A 17,303-nucleotide genomic window follows, 5' to 3' on the forward strand; every position below is an offset into this window, starting at 1 on the left:
TATGCTTAAGCTAAGGGGGGATACGGTTTGAAACTGGTTACATACAAAGTGAAAGAGGACGACCTGAACATTCATACCCGCGATGATGCCGGGGCGAGGTTCGGTTGGATTATCGGCCGGCATGTGGTTGATGTCGGATTTGCGCAAAAGTGGCTGGAAGTAGAAAAAGGTGTTTCCCTTCCGTACGAATTGGCCACCGATCTGCTATCTTGTTTAAAACGAGGGGAGGGGGAACTTGTTTTACTGAAGGAACTGGATCGGCTGATTCGTTTGCAGCCGCTTGAGCGATTGTTTGTCGAGGGGGAACCTGTCACCATTCCCCTGCAAGAGGTAAAATTGTTTTCCCCGCTTCCGGTTCCACCCAGCGTCCGTGATTTTTACGCCTTTGAACAGCATGTGAAAACCTGCCGGGCCCGACGCGGCCTTGATATGGTTCCGGAATGGTACCAGATTCCTGTCTTTTATTTTTCCAATCACCATGCGGTTGTCGGCCACCAAGATGTAGTGAAGAAGCCGTCGTATACCCATTGCCTCGATTTTGAATTGGAAATTGCCTGTATTATCGGGAAAAAAGGAAAAAATATTGCCCGTGACAAGGCACTGGAGTATATCGCCGGCTTTACGATCATGAATGACTGGAGCGCCAGGGATGCGCAGCGGCAGGAAATGGCGGTAGGTCTGGGCCCGGCCAAGGGAAAAGATTTTGCCACATCGCTCGGTCCGTATCTGGTCACTCTGGATGAACTGGAGGACCGTAGGCAGGGCGAGCGCTGGGATTTACAGATGACCGCGCGCATCAACGGCCGCGAAGTCTCCAGGGGCAATGTCAAGGATCTCTATTGGACATTTGCGCAAATGATTGAACGGGCCTCGTCCGAATGTGTATTGGCCCCCGGTGATGTGATTGGCTCCGGCACGGTGGGCACCGGCTGTATCTTGGAATTGGGGGAAGAAGTGCATCGCTGGCTGGAACCCGGTGATCAGGTTGAACTGGAGATCGAGAGGCTCGGCGTTTTGAAAAACGAAATTATTTGACATTGGATCTTGACAATCAGGGTTATCCATTCCATAATAATTTCAACTATGTCACGATAAAGAGAATATCCTTCATTTCTTATCAAGAGTGGTTGAGGGACTGGCCCGATGAAGCCCGGCAACCGTTTTGCCCGTATGGGCAAACAAGGTGCTAATTCCTGCAGTGCATCTGGCACTGAGAGATAAGAAGGCAAAGGTTTTTCTTGGAACAGAACCCTCTTCTTATCTGAAGGGGGTTTTTATTTTGGATCAGGAGGGGAAGAGCGTGGAACAAGTTCAGGTGGCACTTCTCGGTTTGGGAACAGTGGGAAGCGGAGTTTTTAAGATGATTCAGCAGAATCAGGATGTGATCGCCCGGCGCACGGGCAGATTTTTCAATATTCGTTCCATTCTGGTCAAAAACCTCGAGAAAAAGCGGGAAATACAGGAGATCCATCATCTGTTGACCGACGATTATAACCAGATTTTGCGCCAGCAGATCCATGTTGTCATTGAGGCGATAGGAGGTGTTGAACCAGCCCGCACCTATCTGATCGAAGCGATCAAAAAAGGGTGTCATGTCGTGACAGCCAATAAGGAGTTAATCGCCAAACACGGCCGCGAGCTGGAAGAACTGGCGGAACAGCATGGGGTACGGCTCTTGTATGAAGCGAGTGTCGGCGGCGGAATTCCGGTGATCGGCACCCTGGAACATTTCCTGAAGGCAAATCATGTTTATCGGATTTGCGGGATATTAAATGGAACGACGAATTATATCCTGTCGCAATTGAGTGAGCAAAAACGCGAATACACAGAAATTCTGAAGGAGGCGCAGGAAAAAGGATATGCTGAAGCTGACCCCTCCTCCGATGTCGAAGGGCGTGATGCGGCTTATAAATTGTCCATTTTAATCCGGCTGGCATTTGATGCCGATGTTCCCGTCGAGCAAATTCGCTGCCGGGGAATTACCGACGTTACTTCAGGTGAGCTGGAACTGGCGGACAGGCTCGGCTATACGGTAAAACTGTTGGCCCAGGCGGAGCAATTTGGCGAAAGCGGGCCGATCGCCTGTTCTGTCTGTCCGACGCTCATTCCTAAATCGCATTTGCTGTCAAAGGTAAATGATGTATACAATGCCGTTTACCTCGAGGGTGACCGGATTCAGGATCTCACCTTGATCGGGCAGGGAGCGGGTGAAAATCCGACTGCCAGTGCCATGGTCGAAGATTTGTGCAACATCGAACGCTGGCAGTCCTTCCGACGGGTCAAAAAGGCCGAACCCTGGATTGTCGAAGGGGCGGCAGAAGCGGGAACACAGTTTATTTACTTGCGCTCGGGAGATGCGGTTACGGAATCTGACTGGGAGGAGCAGGTAAAGCGCTGGAGCGGTCGGGGAATGGAGTTCCACGGCTGGGCGTTCAGGCAGAAGGAGAGGGAAACGGAAATCGGCTGCATCGTATCGGGATGGAATGAAGAGACAGAGGCGGATTTGATCACAAAAACGGGACGGAATGCACAAATCGTCACCAAGCGTCCGGTCTTTTTGGGAGGATCAGTGAAAAGCAAAGAAGAAAAAATGGCGCGATTGACAGTTGGATAAAACTGCGGGGGATTACGGTATTTTGTGACGAAGGAACCGGGAGCAAAGAACAGCACCAAGATCCGGTGACTTTTTTTGAAACTCCGTTACGAGGCTGAGACGGACATCTTCGGCATGTTCGTCTGTTTTTTTACAAAAAAATCGTCCGACGGGGACAAAAAACGAAGTTTGGATGCGAATAATAGATTGGGTGACAAAAAGCCCCCCTGCCAACGAGGGGGAGGGAGGGATACGAAGTTGTCGTGCTGCCTTTCTTTATTATACTCCTTTCCTCCTCCGACTGTCAGAATGAATTCGATAGAAAAGGATCGGAATTTTAAACGGTTCTGTTGTTTGTCCGATGCTTTTATCAATAGATGTTATAAATGGTTTATCGAATGATTTGATTATTATATCAAATAGAAATTTGTGACAAATTTGTTTCCGTTCTTACCCCGTCCAGCCTTTTCTCCGGCTCTTGACCTGATCCCGTGAAAAGCGGCCTGTCGCACGGTGGACTGCAAGAGGGAGTTTTTGTCATTGATGTGTGGTCGATTGCTCAGCCTTTTTTAAAAGTGAATCAAGCGAGACCCATTCATACCGGATTTCTTCTACTTCCTGATCCCCGATCCAAGAGGTTTCCGAGTTCACGGGGATGGCACCGAGCTTTTCATAAAAGCGCCTGGCAGGATTGTCTTTTATTACATAGACCACGAGAGAATTGCATCCTTGCTTTTGTAACGATTCGGCGAGCTGCCGCATCAACCGGGTTCCGAGTTGTTGTCTCTGTACTTCTTGCAAAAGGTAAAGCGCATAAACCTCTCCGGTTTGCACCGGCTGTTGGCTTCGGATTTTGCCGCCGCAGATGAATCCGGCGATTTTTTCTCCGGTGTTTCTGCCACATACGTCACACTGTCACTGCGCAGATGTTTTTCCCAGCGGGCTGCGCTCTCTTCCGGATTGAGACTGGTCAAATAATCCTCTGACACGATGCCTCTGTACGTGGTTTGCCAGCTTTTCACATGCACTTTGGCGATTTCCTGGGCATCTGCGATCATCGCAGGGCGAATATTCATAAGAACCCCCCCTTGAAAGGAATGACATTGCCACCCATCAGCCGTCATTGTTTCATCGCCCGGAAGGAACAGAAGCTTCCGGGCTTATTTCGTTTTAATATATCATAGCGGAAAAAAGATTTGAGAGGAAGAAGGATGCTCCATCGGAAAGCGATGGCTGAAAGTTGGCAGATGTTCAGGTGAAGCGGGGGAGTGTTTTTCAGCCGCGTCCTTTATGGAAAGTAACCGGGGGCAAAGAGAAACGCCCGGATCCGGCAGACTCCGCTTTAATAACTCTTTCAACAATCTTTGTTTTCTTTGACTTGCTGTCCCATGCCTTGGGGAAAATGGTAAAATGTTTGGGATCAGGAGTGCGGGACGGAGTAATGAAAGAGGAGAGGGGCTCTGCCGCAAAGAGGGGACGGGGCGGGGATGAGGTTCCGGAGCTGTTCAAAAAGGCAGTCCATGCTCTTCAAGGAATCGTTATGAGATCATATGGGAAAGGGATAAGTCAGATGGGAAAAACGGAGTATCAGCATAAAGTTCGCTTGAAAAAAGGACAGGTGATTGAAGTTCCGATCCGCCGCATCGGCATCAACGGCGAAGGGATCGGTTACCATCAGCAACAAGTAGTGTTTATTGACGGCGCTATCCCTGGAGAAATCGTCAGCGCCCGCGTCACTCAGGTGAAACCTTCGTTTGTCCGGGCGAAGCTCATCAAATGGAAAAAGAAGTCAGCCTACCGGGTCGAGCCGCGTTGTCCGGTTTACCATCAATGCGGCGGCTGCCAACTGCAACACATCGATCGGAGAATGCAGCGACGTTTGAAACGGGAGTTGCTTGAGGAGGCATTTGCCAAATACACCCGGCTTTCCACGATTCCGATCGAGCCGACGATTACCATGGATGATCCCTGGTTTTACCGCAATAAAGCACAGCTTCCTGTCAGCATGATCGCGGGAAAGGTCGTGATGGGGATGTATTCTGCCTCATCCCGGCGTTTGGTCGATGTGAGTGATTGCTTGGTGCAGCATCCTCTTATCAACAAAACGTTGCAAACCGCCAGGGATATATCGGAGAAACTGGGAATCTCCATCTATGATGAGAAGAAGCATGAAGGGGTTTTGCGTCATCTGGTGGCGCGAATTTCCTTTGCAACCGGGGAAATACAACTGGTTCTCGTGACCAGGACGAAAACTTTCCCGCAGGAACAAGCCTTTGTTGCGGAAATGTGCAAACAGGCTCCGCAGGTGAAAAGCATCATCCTCAATCACAATCCGAACCGAACCTCGTTGGTTTTGGGTGAGAAAAACCGCCTGTTGTGGGGGAAAGAAAAACTGGAAGAACGCATCGGTGATCTGGTTTTTCTGCTGTCCCCGCGTGCTTTCTTTCAATTAAACCCGTTGCAGACGGAAAAGCTTTATGATGAAGTGGCCAAGGTGGCTCACCTTACCGGAACGGAAACGGTTGTCGATGCGTATTGCGGTGTGGGAACGATCGGGCTTTGGCTGGCGGCAAAAGCCAAACGGGTGATCGGGGTGGAAGTCATTCCCGATGCGGTTGCTGATGCGAAAGAGAATGCAAAGCGAAACGGGATTGAAAATGCCGAGTTTTACACAGGGCAAGCGGAAGCGCTTTTGCCTGTCTGGGCCGGAGAAGGGCTGCGGCCGGACGTCGTGGTCGTCGATCCGCCCCGAACCGGTCTGCATGATGCTTTGATCGACACCCTTCTCAACCTTAAAGTGCCGCGGATCGTCTATGTTTCCTGCAATCCGGCCACGCTGGCCAAAGATTGCGACCGTTTGCTGCGCGGGGGCTACAGCCTGAAAAAAGTGGTCCCGCTTGACATGTTCCCGCAAACGGCACATGTCGAGAGTGTGACATTGATGACAAGGGAGGATCAATAGAAGGGCTGAAAAACTTGTAAATAAAGGGTTTCCAGGCATTGAGCTTTTGCGGAATCACTGTGTTGGCAGTGACAATGTCAGGAAACCCGGATGATTATTATCAGATAAATGAAATTTTTATAATATACTTACATAAACGGTACCTGCCTGGGAGTATCACGAAAGTTCATTGTTTATTCCCGATTGCTGATTTGGTATGTGCTTTATTCTTCTTCCGGAGCTTATTCTGGTTTTTTTCAAAAACATATTTAGATCATTCCATAAATTGTGCCAGTCGTTCATCGAACTTTTCCGGTTCCTTGGGAATGGACGTTATGCAAGAAAAACCGGAAGCAGTATTTCATCAACCAATAACTCAAGCCGGTTTCTGTCAATCACATCTTTCCGCAGAAGATTTTCTACACGGATCAAGTCAAAAGGCAGGGTCAGTGTCGCATCGCTGACCTCTTTTATTTTTTCACCCCTGTTTTTGGCGAACCCGAGCAATTTACGCATGACCAGGATATTTTTATTTGTGGCGTTAACTTCAATTTCAATCTTTTTTTTGCGGTCTTGCCCTATCTCAAATAAAATCGCATTCATTATTTCAGGTCCAATCTCTGCATAAATGCTTTGATAAAGTGTAAGCAACTGTAGCAAGTCACCACGCAGGCTTCCTGTGTCCTCAATCCTGTCAATCAATTCACCGCCCAGTATGTTCGTCATTTTATATACCATTATTTCGCGAATCAAATCATATTTGGTTTTCCAGCGGCGGTACATTACGGTACGGCTTGTTTTTGCGGCTTGCGCGATTTGCTGAAATGTAAGATTGGTATAGCCAACTTTTTGGATCATTTCTATAGTGGCATCATAAATGCTTTCACTCAGTGCGTCTCCGCGCCTGCGCATGTTCCTGCCTGAATTGTTCATTCCTGTGTCCAACCTCTTTCCAGCAATAATTAAGTATACAAGTAAGTTTTGCAACTGGTTCTAAAACATTATACCATTTTGTCGGGATTAAAATAAGGTACATGTTGCACCTTATTTTAAAAGCGTGTATACTTATAAGGTGCAAAGTGTACCTTAAGGGGTGGAGATATTGGAAAAAGAAAAATTACCAAAAGGAATTATCAGCATCGCGTGGATTTTAGTGTTCGGTGCACTCCCGCCGATGCTGGATACCACCATTGTCAATATTGCAGTAAATAATTTGGCAAAAGTGTTCTCTGCCAGCTTTGTCGTTACGCAATGGGTTGTGACCGGATATGTCTTGGCTTTGGGAATTGCCGTTCCATTTTCCGGTTGGATGATGCGAAGGTTTGACGGCAAAAAAGTATATATGAGCGCAATGGGCTTGTTTTTGGCAGGATCTCTGCTATGCGGCCTTGCATGGGATATGCAGAGCTTAATCGCATTTCGCGCGCTGCAGGGCTTTGCTTCAGGCATCATAATTCCAACGCTTACCGCCTTGATTGTGCAAGCCGCCGGCAGTGAAAACTTGGGGCGTATCATGTCCATTGTCGGGCTTCCGATTGTTTTTGGCCCGATTGTCGGGCCGGTCATCGGAGGATTGATTTTACAGCACCTACAGTGGCAATGGTTGTTTTTTGTAAACCTTCCTATTGGGGTTATTGCAATATTTATTACAAAATGGAAGCTGCCGAAGTTCGAGGCTGTGGATAAATCTGCAAAACTGGACTGGTTTGGTATTCTGTTGCTGGCAATGTTATCGGGGATGTTTGTCTTTGGAGTGACGGAGATCAGGACACAGAGCATGCGAGCAACAGGCATCCTTGCATTTGTGATTGGCACCGTCTCGCTGATTGCATACTTGCTTTATGCATGGAAGAGAAAGGATCAGGCATTGATACCGCTGGATTTGTTCAAATCAAAAAATTTCAGCGCATCGTTTCTTTCTTTATTTTTAGCCGGATTCGCCACCAATGGGCCTATGCTTCTCTTTCCGATGTTTTTTCAAAATGTACGCGGCCTGAACGTCATTACATCGGCACTTTGGCTGATTCCCCAAGGTGTGGGAACGCTGGTAATACGGACTTTGGTCGGCAAAATGACTGATAAGTTCGGAGCCAGGTTTGTCGTATTGCCTTCAATCGGCATAACCATCATTGCTACGCTTCCATTTGTATATTTTGATGCCGGAACAGCGCAGTGGCTCATATGGCTTGTACTGTTCGTACGCGGAATAGGCGTTGGAGGAATCACGATCCCTGTGATGAGTGATTCTTACGTAGGACTTCAGAAGCCGCAGGTCCCGGCAGCCAGCGTTGCCACCCGCATTATCCAAAACGTTGGGGCCGCCTTTGGCTCCGCAATTTTGGCAACAGTAGTCAGTAACGCTCAATATGTGAAGGATGTTACGGCAGTTAACATTACTGATGCTTACCACACAGGATTTATTACGAGCTTAATCTTCATGGTGATTAGCATTCTGCCCGCACTGTTTTTGACAAATAAACTGATGGGCAAACCTATGGAGTCTAAAGGATGCTAAAGCAATAGGATCAGCTTATATACAAAACCTGTCCGATTTTTTCGTGGCAGGTTTTGCTTTTAATATTAATTAAATGTAGATATGTTCCCTCGTACTTCAGTTTCTCCAAAACAACAAAAAACTGATCGACATGTTTTCGCATTCACAGGATTTGAAAATCGGCCCAAGACATCAATCTGAGAGGAAGAAGGTTATATGGATTTCTTAAGGGACGAAATCATGAATGGTTGGGATAAGGATCTGGTGACAATCAATGATGGAACACTTGATCCGTTTGACCTGACACAGCAAACCAAAGAAATTCTTGCAACGGTTGGATTACCGATGAATGCAGAAGAAATGAAAGAAGATCCTTTTTATATCCATTTTTATAACGAACCCCGTTTAGCTCAAGGCGGTGATTATATCATTCTAGGTGATAATGAAGGAAGCGAGATAGGAATATATGTTGAAACAGGGGAACTCTATTTTTTAAGTGCTGATCCAGTTTCTGTACAAAGGAGATTTATTAATTCGGATATAGGGAAATTCCTTATGTTTTTAAAGATCTATTTGCGTTACCGCCCTCAGTTGGTGAATGCGATGGAGTGCGAAGATGATGAAGAAAAGAGATCAGTAATAGTGAATGAGATTAAACGGCAATTTAATCAAGCGGATTCAAAAGCTTTATCGGATGAAGAGTCATATTGGTCTGTTATACTTGAACAGGTTGAAGAGGGATTGTCCTGTTGACACACAACAGCTGTACATAGCTGGTTTGCAAATCAACGCGCCTGCGACGGGGATCTTTACGGTGTTGCTCAAATTATTTTCATTGTCAAAATTGTTGGCAGCGAGCAAAGCAGGTTTGTTTTCAAAAAACGGTTATGTAACGCGCACCGCTGTTTTTATTCACATTTTTTTCTACAATATTTAAATGTTTAGCAGGTTAACTGTCGGTGACGGTCGAATATAGGTTCTTATCCGAAGCTCACACTTTGGCTTACAATGTGGCTGATCATGACAAAAGGGGATGAAACACCTTGGAGCTTGTATTTCGCATCATCAGACCGAAAGACGCCCCCTTTCTCAAGGATTTTTTGACTATGGCGCTCACTGTTCCCGGGGATGGAGCCGCAGAGGAGAGTTTGCTTGAGAAACCGGAGCATCGGCGGTATTTGGACAACTGGGGACAACCGGGAGATTTGGGTTTTTTTGTTGCTTTGAAAAAGGAGAAAAAGCCGATCGGGGCTGTCTGGTTTCGTCAGTTCAGCAAAGAGGAACCCGGGTTCGGCTTCGTTGACGAGGCAATTCCCGAACTGATTCTGGCTGTGTTGCCGGAATATCAAAATCAGGGGCTGGGCCGGCAACTGCTCACCCGTCTGATTGACCAGGCACGGCTCGAAGGGTATCCGGGATTGTCTGTGACGGTTCATAAAAACAACCCGGCCAAGGGTTTGTATGACCGCCTTGATTTTAAAGTGAAGCGTGAGGAAGGCAATTATCAGGTGATGGTTCGTTCGTTTCGGTGAAGGTTAAAATAGAGGAAACGTTCAGCCGGTTGCAGGAACGGCCAGACGTCGGTGGTCAACGAATCCCGCTGGCAAAACGGGGGTCTGAACCGCTTTGCCGGCGGGATTCGTCTGCATCGTTCGCAGTCGGCAGGCGGGGGATGCTAGCCTGTCACCAGCCAACGTTCATTTTCTTCAACCAAATAACCGGTGATCGTGATTGTATCTCGGTCTGTTTCGGCTTGTTGCCGCAGCTGGGCAACTTTTTTTGTGTATGTCCGCTGGGCTTCTTCTTCCCAGAAACTGAAGATCAGGTAACGGACAGGGGGATGGATCGCTTTTGCCACCATTCCGCCGAACATGCCTGCGCTTTGGGCGAGCGCCGGATTCCAAACCGTTTGCTGGACGTTGAGAAAGTGTGTCTCCTGACCAGGGGCAATCATGCAGTCAGCGGCCCGCAGCCATTTTCCCTTTAAGGTGCGGGTGATGCTGCCTTTGTCCGGGATTTCCATGATGATATCGGCCAAGGTGACGGCAATGGATTCGTACGTCTGTTGCTGGTGGTTCGCCTGAAAAATGGTGTCATGAAGTGAGGCCATAAACTGATCATAAGCGTGTTGATCCCGCCAGCAGGAGAGGATGCAAGCCTCAGAGGGACGATGTCGGTTCCAGCCGCCCCGCTGCCAGTAAAATCCGTCTGCGCCCGCCAGATCCTTCCAGGACTCCTGTGCTCTGGAAAAGTCAGCCCGCTTTTCTTCAGGCACTTGGCAGACGATCCATTTGATCAGCATGTGCTTTATTCCTCCTTTCCGATCGGAATCGCGCATTTCAAAAAGAGAAAAAGTCTTTCCAAATGAAAAGGGAGGATGTGGACAAAGTTCAATAGGAGGGAATGGGTGTTTTTGTGCTGCGAAGGAAGCGGGAGCTTTGATATTCAGGGTGCGAACGGAAGTCAGTCTGATGCGATGTTTCATCCATTGAACTCTTTCATTAATTTTACCAAAGGTTTGTACGGGCAAAAATACTTTCCTTGCTTTCTCACCGGCTTTCGGGTCTTCCGGACGGGGGCCGGATTTTGTTCCTGCCGGCTATGGGGATGTTCTGGCACATATGCAAGAAATATAACCTCTGAGAGGTGAACATGATTTTGAATTTCCGTCGTTCCCTGTTTTCTGCAAATGCCTTGATCCCCTGGTCTATTGCCACAAATGCTCGTCCGCAGTCGCGGGTATGGTGAAAAATGGATTGTTTCGGTTGAGGCAACAAAACAACAAATCAGATTAGAAGGAATGTGAGACAGAGATATAAAAAATATTCTATGAAAAGTCTGTGAGATGATCCTTCTCGGAGTTAATCGCAAACCGATCATCTTGCCGTTTTTGGCCCTGGATGTTTTTGTCGGAATCAGGGAATCCAAATCATTGGAAAGACGGTGTGCGGCCGGAGGTGATCAGATGAAAAGTTTGGATTGTCCCTGATTTGAACGGAAGATCATCTGCCTGTTGCCGGCCAAACCGGAAAGAATACCGGAAGAAAGAAGAAGGGATTAAGAAAGGGATGGTTATGAGCAAGGATAAAGAATTTGAGCAATTGATCGACTATTACGAAAAAAATATTTTGCAAACGATTCAACATGGGGGACCGGAGCCGTATTTAACCGATTTAACGGGATATTGCCGCTTCTGCGGGAGCCGCAAAAGCAGAACCGGGCTGAAACTGGTGCTCGATCTCGACACCGATCTCGAACTGCCTGCCTGCTTTCAGTGCATTGAGGAGCAGCAATTGCCCGTTTCCACCACCCGGAATGCATTGGAATTTGAAGCGATCACGCAGGCGATTTTGCGATTGAAGTCAATGCTTTAAAGGAGGTGAGGCCTTATGCGTATCTTCATCGGCGAACCGCCGCAGGCATAATGGTTATCATTGTTTTCAATGAGCCGCTTTCGACAAGCGGCTCCTCTTTTGCCTGTGCAGGTCTTTTCAGCGGGCTTGGATTCAAACAGGCATATTAGAGGCGGGCTCAATCTTTATGATAAAAATTGTAACCGATGTGATCTGCGGTTTAATCCCCTCCGGAAACCGGTTCAACGTCGTAGATGTCTGCAAAGGAGATGGTGTAAAGATGACGCCCGTCGGCGAGGCAGAGGCGGCGTTCGTGAGGGATGATTTTTTGGATGAAGCCGCATCGTTCCCGGGGCCGGCGGTTTTCCACATAACGGATGAGCAAGGGGAAATCGCTGTGAAGGGCCTCCAAAATCAGCCTGTTGATTTCATCCCACCGGTCGTTATCCAGTTCCGGCGGGATGAAATCATCGGCACGGGCCCGCTGTTCGGCCAGCGCCTGACGATGTTCCGGCAAAAACATGCGGCTTCCTTCCCACAGCATATTTTTACGATCGAGAATTTCACTCATCGGTAATGACCTCCAATCTTTTGTGCCCGTTCATAGGCCTGGCCGGACGGGGTTAGGGAGATGGCGCGCACAATCGAAGTCGGGCCAAAGCGCTGCCTGATTTCATCCATGACATAGCCGAGCTTCCATTTTTTTTCACGGTCGTCAAACAGATGGAGCTGGATGGCGTCATCGGATGCAAATCCGCCCAGGCTGACGCCGAGAGAGCGAATCGGCTGGCCGTCCCAGAAACGGAGGAACAGATTCCAGGCATGATGAAAAAGATCCATGGTCTGGTTGGTCGCCTCCGGCATTTTCATCTGGCGGTAAAAGCCGGTGGGAAAGTCAAAGTCGGCACCGCGGCAGCCGACGCTTACCGTCTGCCCGAGCAAATGGTGACGGCGGGCGCGGCGGCATACTTCCTCGCACAGTTCCAACAGGACGACCTGAATCTCCTCCGCTGTCCGGTAATCCCGCGGCAAGGTCATATGGTGGCCGATCGCCTTTTGGCTGTGAAAGGTTTGCGGCGTGACTGGAGAGAGGTCAAATCCGTTGGCGGTCATCCAGAGCACATGACCGTTCACGCCCCATTTCCGCTTCAGGCGTTCGAGCGGGAAACGCGCCAGTTCACCAATGGTGCGGATGCCGATCGAACGCAAATGGCGTCCCATCCTTTTTCCCACTCCAAACAGTTTTTCCACGGGAAGCGGCCACAAATCTCTCTGCAAATTGTCATGCGTCAGGGAGAAAATGCCGGTCTTCCTCTTTTTGGCGAATTGATCGCAAGCCATTTTGCTCAGCACTTTGTTGGGACCGATGCCCACCCGGGCGTAAACTCCCAGTTCCGTGCGGATCGCCGCCTGGATTTTGCGTGCGATCGTCAGCGGGTCGCCAAACAGCTTTTCGCTTCCGCTGATGGAAACAAATTGTTCATCAATGGAATAAGGTTCAACCAGATCGCTGAAACGTTCCAGAATTTCCGTGATGGAAAGCGAGGCTTTGAGATAGAGCCCCATGCGCGGACGTACCACAGTCAAATGGGGACAGAGTCTGGTCGCTTCGCTCAAGGTGATTGCATTTTGAATGCCGTATGATTTGGCGAGCGGGCAGGCTGCGAGAATGACGCCCCCGCGCCGCTCGGGATCGCCGGCCACGACGACCGGTTTTCCCTCCAGTTCAGGGCGCAGTGCTTTTTCGATGCTGGCATAAAACGATTGAATATCGACGAGAAAAACCACAGATTCCATAGTCCTTCACCTGAAATGCGAACATATGATTGGTTCTGATAAGATTATATGCAAATATATGTTCGGGTAACACCGAAAAATGTTTCCAGTTTGCCCTGAAAAATTGATCCGGATAAGATGAAAACGAAGAGCAAATTTTCGGGAAGGAGAAAACGGGGATGGAGCAAACGGTCATTTTTTACAACGGGCAGATTGCGACACTCGATCCCGCCTGTCCGTATGCGGAGGCGATTGTCAGCAAAGGCGGACGCATTGTGGCAGTGGGAACGAAGGAGGAACTGTTGCTGGACTTCGGACGGGCCGGTCATCAGAAAGTGGATTTGATGGGAGGATATGTTTATCCGGGATTGACGGACAGCCATATTCACCTCTCCGGTGTCGGACAAAAGATGCGTATGCTCGATTTAAGCCTCTGCCAAACCGGAGAAGAGATGTTGAAGGAGATTCAAAAGCGGGCGAGAGAAGCGAAAGACGGGGAGTGGATTTTGGGATTGGGGCTGGACGAAAACCGATTGCAGGGGGATGTTCCGTCCTTGAAGGAACTGGATGAAGTGAGCAAAGGGCATCCGGTGTTCCTGACCCGGGTCTGCTTTCATGCTCATCTCGTCAATACCGCTGCCTACCGCTTGGCGGGGATCGGAGAAGATCAGTCCGATCCCGAGGATGGCGCATTTGGCCGGGATGAATCAGGGAAGCTGAACGGTTGGGTTTATGAAAATGCATCCAACGCCTTTTATGCGGCCATGCCAAAACCCGATCTCAGAGAAAAAAAGGATACCATTCGCCAAGCGGTCAAAGCGGCGCTGGCCAGCGGCTTGACAGCAGTACATACGGAAGACTTGCGCTTTTTTGAAAGTGTGGAGGAAATGGTGGCAGTCTGGCGCGATCTGGTCGAAGAGGGGCTTTTTTTGCGGACGCATCAGCTGATTTACCATCCGTATCTGCGGCAGTTGGATGAGATCGGGCTAAAAGCGGGAGACGGTGATGAGTGGTTTCGCATCGGAGCCATGAAGATCTTTGCTGACGGATCAATCGGGGGCGGAACGGCGCGTCTGTCTGAGCCGTATGCGGATAACGAGAAAAATCGGGGATTGCTGATCCATTCAGATGAAGAGCTGCATGAATTGGCGCGGCTGGCAGTAAAGCGCGGCATGCCCATTGCCGTTCACGCGATCGGCGATGAAGCGGCAGATCGGGTGATCGGCGTGATGGAGCACCATCCCTTGTCCGTACGCGGGGATCGGCGGCTTCGGCACCGCCTGATTCACGGGCAGTTTTTGCGAAAAGATCTGATTGGGCGCCTGGCCGGGATGGATGTGGTCGTCGATGTCCAACCCCGCTTTGTCGCCAGCGATTTTCCGTGGGTATTGGAGCGGGTGGGGAGTGAAAGGGCTCGTTATGCCTATGCATGGAAATCCCTGCTCGATGCAGGAGTTCGTCTGGCCGGGGGAAGTGATTCTCCGATTGAGCCCTTGCATCCGCTTCTCGGCATTCATGCGGCTGTCACGCGTCGTCATCCGGAAGAGGCAGGGGATCATCCAGGGTATTTTCCCGAACAAAAGCTGACGGCGGAGCAAGCCTTGCGGCTCTTTACTGCGGGAAGCGCGGTTGCCGCAGGGGAAGAACATGAGCGCGGCACCCTTGCCGTCGGAAAATATGCCGACATGACCGTGTTTGACCGGGATCTTTTGAAGGTGAATCCGGATGAGCTGTTGCAAACGAAAGCCATCTGCACGATCACCAATGGCAAAATCGCTTACGCTGCTCCTTAACGATGGATCGTTATTCCTGGAAAGCGTTTGCATTTTGCGTCAGCGGGTAAAAGGCCATTTATAAAGATCCATTTTCGTCGTATACTCGGTGATTTCATTGACCGTTTCATCGAGCTGGTGTTTCAGCCTGTTTCCCGTAAAGCGCATCACTTTCCAGCCATGCTTTCTCAGATATTCATCCCTGCGGTGGTATTTGACCCGCTTTTGGGAAAAATACCCGTTGCCATCGCATTCGAGAGCCAGTTTGTACTTGGGCAGGGCGAAATCGATCGAGTAAGGACCGCAGGGATATTGTGCCTTGATTTTTCCTTTGTATTTGTGGCGAATCGCGTAATAAAGCCGGCGTTCCAACCGGCTTTTTGTCTTCAGCATCCCGAAGTCGAAGCCGGGGAAATGCCCGAGGCATACTTGCTCCACCATATATTTGAGGATCACAAGCGGGAGCAGGATTAATTTCACCCGCCAGCTCATGTTTCGCTTGAATTTGATATACCTCCACCGAAGAAGGCGAAATTTTATTTCTATGGAAGAAAACGCTTTTGAGATGAATAAAAACAAAAGCCATCACCTCTTACTTTAAAGATACAACATAATATTTTTATATTTCAATATATTTAGTATCAAAATTATAAAAATAGAACCTGTCAAAAGGAAAGGCAAAGCCGATTGGTTCTTTTTTATGGTTACCCTACATACGTTACTTTAGAGGAGGGATCGTATGCCGGTGATTAATACGACAACGGAGCAGACGCGTTTGCTTGCGCGCCTGATGAGAGCCGAAGCCGAAGGAGATGGGCAGATGGGCATGATTCTCGTCGGCAATGTCGGAGTCAACCGGGTGCGGGGAAACTGCCTCGATTTTGAAGGGATTCGCAATATTCGACAGATGGTTTTTCAGTCACCGGGCGGGTTTGAAGCGGTGCAAAAGCCGTATTTTTACCAGCCGGCCAGAGCGCAGGACATGAGGCTGGCCAGGCAGGTGATCCGGGGGAGACTTGTTCATCCGGCCCGGAATGCCTTGTGGTTTTTCAAACCGCCGGCAGAATGCCCGGGAACATGGTTTAACCAGACCAACAGCGGCCGCTACAAAAGCCATTGTTTCTACATTCCCCGTCAGAGCGACTGTCCGTCAGTTTACCATTGAGGAGGCGATGCGATGTACTGGTCTTATCCTTATTCCGCTTCATATCCGATCCAGATTTCGCAGAGGGAAGAGCGCCGCTTTTCCGAAGACTTGATGCAGGCCAATGTCGGAAAGAAAGTGACGGCCTATCTGACCTATGAAGGAAGCGAGCACTGGCGCAACCGTATTTTTACAGGAATATTGCGACAAGTCGGACGGGATTTTTTTGTGCTGAGAGACCAGAAGACCGGCAAGGATATTATGCTTCTGAACATCAATCTGAACTATATTGTCTTTGAGGAACAGCCGGCGACATTGATTCCGGAAGGCAGATGATCACGCATACCGTCACAAAAACAAATTCCCGGTCTTGGGTCTGGTCAGGGTTCCCTGATGAATTCGGGAACCCTGATTCCGTTTTTATTCAAGTACATATGCGAGCGCATCGAGTGCCTGTTCGGGTGTTTCCACAACAAGTTGCGCCCTCTGTGATAATTCTTTTAAAGGATGATGCAGGCTTTCGGGGCGGATGAGGATCAGGGGTTTCTGGGCAGCAATGGCCATTGCTGCGTCCATGGCCGTGTTCCATTGCCGGTATTTTTCGCCGAAGAGAGCGATGACGACATCTGCTTTCTGCATCCAGATCCGCGTCCGCAGATTATTCACTTCAGAAGCAGCCTGGTCACGGTAGACGGCGTTTGGCTGTTTTCCCTTAATACGCTCCCCGATGTCATCGGAAAGATCATGGTCTTCCTGGGGACCTTTGAAAATGAGAGGCAGATTGCGTTCTTTTGCCATTTGGCGCAGTTTGTCGCGCCAATCATCATGGATTTGACCTGCCAGGTATACAACGAGTTCCATCAGGTTCCCCTTTCTAAATGTTCGATATTTGGACACATTTCTCCTTTTATTTTAACATGAGAAAAACATCCCGAACAGGGTCATCGAGCACAATATAGCAAGCTTTTGCCGCTTTAATCGGTTAATGTGACAGGGAGTTGACAATTGATATTATTTTCTGCTATTCTAAACACAACCATTAAACCGAGTTAATTTATAGGAATTTGTGTTTTTTTAAAGTGGATAAAATTATAATCCTCATGAAGAGAGAGGGAGGGACTGGCCCGATGAACTCTCGGCAACCGGCGGATGCTTGGTGCCAAGTCCAGAGAACGTTTGTTCAAAGATGAGGAGAGAAGCATGGAAATCAGCCCCTTTCTCTCCGGAAGG

Annotated in this window: 18 protein-coding genes and 2 riboswitches; of the genes, 10 read left to right on the forward strand and 8 right to left on the reverse strand. The window is 49.0% G+C overall.

Annotated features, from left to right (window positions below; genetic code table 11):
• Positions 1-27: 27 nt before the first annotated feature.
• Together I8U18_RS00145 and I8U18_RS00150 are read left to right on the forward strand one after the other, a co-directional pair.
• On the forward strand, positions 28-1,035 hold the full coding sequence (locus I8U18_RS00145) for a fumarylacetoacetate hydrolase family protein (protein ID WP_033102394.1): 1,008 nt from the start codon (positions 28-30) through the stop codon (positions 1,033-1,035).
• Between the two features lie 76 nt (positions 1,036-1,111).
• Positions 1,112-1,224: riboswitch (SAM riboswitch) on the forward strand.
• A gap of 76 nt (positions 1,225-1,300) precedes the next feature.
• Positions 1,301-2,614 (forward strand): homoserine dehydrogenase, encoded by a 1,314-nt coding sequence (locus I8U18_RS00150; RefSeq protein WP_198055160.1) that lies wholly within the window; start codon positions 1,301-1,303, stop codon positions 2,612-2,614.
• A 516-nt stretch (positions 2,615-3,130) separates the two neighbouring features.
• Here the strand turns inward: I8U18_RS00150 and I8U18_RS00155 are convergent.
• Positions 3,131-3,427, reverse strand: coding sequence for a GNAT family N-acetyltransferase (locus I8U18_RS00155; RefSeq protein WP_370589359.1), 297 nt, complete (start codon positions 3,425-3,427; stop codon positions 3,131-3,133).
• A complete protein-coding gene (locus I8U18_RS00160; protein ID WP_052154464.1) occupies positions 3,355-3,669 on the reverse strand; it encodes a GNAT family N-acetyltransferase in 315 nt (104 codons plus the stop codon). The genes I8U18_RS00155 and I8U18_RS00160 overlap by 73 nt, the downstream gene beginning before the upstream one ends.
• Positions 3,670-4,163: 494 nt before the next feature.
• Here I8U18_RS00160 and rlmD point away from each other — a divergent pair, with 494 nt between their 5' ends.
• Positions 4,164-5,555 (forward strand): 23S rRNA (uracil(1939)-C(5))-methyltransferase RlmD, encoded by a 1,392-nt coding sequence (gene rlmD / locus I8U18_RS00165; RefSeq protein ID WP_232330820.1) that lies wholly within the window; start codon positions 4,164-4,166, stop codon positions 5,553-5,555.
• A gap of 312 nt (positions 5,556-5,867) precedes the next feature.
• Here rlmD and I8U18_RS00170 read toward each other — a convergent pair whose 3' ends face one another.
• Positions 5,868-6,467: a TetR/AcrR family transcriptional regulator gene (locus I8U18_RS00170; RefSeq protein WP_033102395.1), complete on the reverse strand. Its 600-nt coding sequence runs from the start codon at positions 6,465-6,467 to the stop codon at positions 5,868-5,870.
• 169 nt (positions 6,468-6,636) lie between these two features.
• Here I8U18_RS00170 and I8U18_RS00175 point away from each other — a divergent pair, with 169 nt between their 5' ends.
• From I8U18_RS00175 to I8U18_RS00185, 3 genes are all read left to right on the forward strand, one after another.
• The gene (locus I8U18_RS00175) at positions 6,637-8,049 is read left to right on the forward strand and encodes an MDR family MFS transporter (protein WP_198055162.1); all 1,413 of its coding nucleotides are present in this window, start codon (positions 6,637-6,639) and stop codon (positions 8,047-8,049) included.
• Positions 8,050-8,244: 195 nt separating this feature from the next.
• Positions 8,245-8,781: an SUKH-4 family immunity protein gene (locus I8U18_RS00180; protein ID WP_198058920.1), complete on the forward strand. Its 537-nt coding sequence runs from the start codon at positions 8,245-8,247 to the stop codon at positions 8,779-8,781.
• 290 nt (positions 8,782-9,071) lie between these two features.
• On the forward strand, positions 9,072-9,560 hold the full coding sequence (locus tag I8U18_RS00185) for a GNAT family N-acetyltransferase (protein ID WP_052154465.1): 489 nt from the start codon (positions 9,072-9,074) through the stop codon (positions 9,558-9,560).
• 143 nt (positions 9,561-9,703) lie between these two features.
• Here the strand turns inward: I8U18_RS00185 and I8U18_RS00190 are convergent, their stop codons facing one another.
• Positions 9,704-10,330 (reverse strand): YdbC family protein, encoded by a 627-nt coding sequence (locus I8U18_RS00190; RefSeq protein ID WP_198055164.1) that lies wholly within the window; start codon positions 10,328-10,330, stop codon positions 9,704-9,706.
• 688 nt (positions 10,331-11,018) lie between these two features.
• Between I8U18_RS00190 and I8U18_RS00195 the strand changes: the two genes are divergently transcribed.
• A complete protein-coding gene (locus I8U18_RS00195; RefSeq protein WP_033102400.1) occupies positions 11,019-11,402 on the forward strand; it encodes a hypothetical protein in 384 nt (127 codons plus the stop codon).
• Between the two features lie 199 nt (positions 11,403-11,601).
• Here the strand turns inward: I8U18_RS00195 and I8U18_RS00200 are convergent, their stop codons facing one another.
• Positions 11,602-11,952, reverse strand: coding sequence for a YolD-like family protein (locus I8U18_RS00200; protein WP_198064372.1), 351 nt, complete (start codon positions 11,950-11,952; stop codon positions 11,602-11,604).
• Positions 11,949-13,178 carry a DNA polymerase IV gene (locus tag I8U18_RS00205; protein WP_198055165.1) on the reverse strand — a complete coding sequence of 410 codons (1,230 nt, stop codon included), beginning with the start codon at positions 13,176-13,178 and terminating at the stop codon, positions 11,949-11,951. Before I8U18_RS00205 ends, I8U18_RS00200 begins: the two co-directional genes overlap by 4 nt.
• 158 nt (positions 13,179-13,336) lie before the next feature.
• Between I8U18_RS00205 and I8U18_RS00210 the strand changes: the two genes are divergently transcribed.
• A complete protein-coding gene (locus I8U18_RS00210; RefSeq protein WP_198055166.1) occupies positions 13,337-14,950 on the forward strand; it encodes an amidohydrolase in 1,614 nt (537 codons plus the stop codon).
• 39 nt (positions 14,951-14,989) lie between these two features.
• Here the strand turns inward: I8U18_RS00210 and I8U18_RS00215 are convergent, their stop codons facing one another.
• Positions 14,990-15,409 (reverse strand): endonuclease domain-containing protein, encoded by a 420-nt coding sequence (locus I8U18_RS00215; RefSeq protein ID WP_198064373.1) that lies wholly within the window; start codon positions 15,407-15,409, stop codon positions 14,990-14,992.
• Positions 15,410-15,668: 259 nt separating this feature from the next.
• Here I8U18_RS00215 and I8U18_RS00220 point away from each other — a divergent pair, with 259 nt between their 5' ends.
• A complete protein-coding gene (locus tag I8U18_RS00220; RefSeq protein ID WP_198055167.1) occupies positions 15,669-16,094 on the forward strand; it encodes a cell wall hydrolase in 426 nt (141 codons plus the stop codon).
• Positions 16,095-16,106: 12 nt separating this feature from the next.
• Positions 16,107-16,409, forward strand: coding sequence for a spore coat protein GerQ (locus tag I8U18_RS00225; protein ID WP_198055168.1), 303 nt, complete (start codon positions 16,107-16,109; stop codon positions 16,407-16,409).
• 84 nt (positions 16,410-16,493) lie between these two features.
• On the opposite strand, the gene I8U18_RS00230 is transcribed toward I8U18_RS00225, so the two are convergent.
• On the reverse strand, positions 16,494-16,934 hold the full coding sequence (locus I8U18_RS00230) for a YtoQ family protein (RefSeq protein WP_033099115.1): 441 nt from the start codon (positions 16,932-16,934) through the stop codon (positions 16,494-16,496).
• 234 nt (positions 16,935-17,168) lie between these two features.
• A riboswitch (SAM riboswitch) is annotated at positions 17,169-17,266 on the forward strand.
• Positions 17,267-17,303 lie beyond the last annotated feature (37 nt).

The sequence above is a fragment of the Thermoactinomyces sp. CICC 10522 genome (assembly GCF_016055075.1).
GTDB lineage: Bacteria > Bacillota > Bacilli > Thermoactinomycetales > Thermoactinomycetaceae > Thermoactinomyces_A > Thermoactinomyces_A daqus.

Bases quoted from the DNA above. Each gene is read 5' to 3' on its own strand.
- I8U18_RS00160 (WP_052154464.1), bottom strand. From the start codon at position 3,669: ATGAATATTCGCCCTGCGATGATCGCAGATGCCCAGGAAATCGCCAAA.
- rlmD (WP_232330820.1), top strand. From the start codon at position 4,164: ATGGGAAAAACGGAGTATCAGCATAAAGTTCGCTTGAAAAAAGGACAG.
- I8U18_RS00170 (WP_033102395.1), bottom strand. From the start codon at position 6,467: ATGAACAATTCAGGCAGGAACATGCGCAGGCGCGGAGACGCACTGAGT.
- I8U18_RS00180 (WP_198058920.1), top strand. From the start codon at position 8,245: ATGGATTTCTTAAGGGACGAAATCATGAATGGTTGGGATAAGGATCTG.
- I8U18_RS00190 (WP_198055164.1), bottom strand. From the start codon at position 10,330: ATGCTGATCAAATGGATCGTCTGCCAAGTGCCTGAAGAAAAGCGGGCT.
- I8U18_RS00200 (WP_198064372.1), bottom strand. From the start codon at position 11,952: ATGAGTGAAATTCTCGATCGTAAAAATATGCTGTGGGAAGGAAGCCGC.
- I8U18_RS00205 (WP_198055165.1), bottom strand. From the start codon at position 13,178: ATGGAATCTGTGGTTTTTCTCGTCGATATTCAATCGTTTTATGCCAGC.
- I8U18_RS00210 (WP_198055166.1), top strand. From the start codon at position 13,337: ATGGAGCAAACGGTCATTTTTTACAACGGGCAGATTGCGACACTCGAT.
- I8U18_RS00220 (WP_198055167.1), top strand. From the start codon at position 15,669: ATGCCGGTGATTAATACGACAACGGAGCAGACGCGTTTGCTTGCGCGC.
- I8U18_RS00225 (WP_198055168.1), top strand. From the start codon at position 16,107: ATGTACTGGTCTTATCCTTATTCCGCTTCATATCCGATCCAGATTTCG.
- I8U18_RS00230 (WP_033099115.1), bottom strand. From the start codon at position 16,934: ATGGAACTCGTTGTATACCTGGCAGGTCAAATCCATGATGATTGGCGC.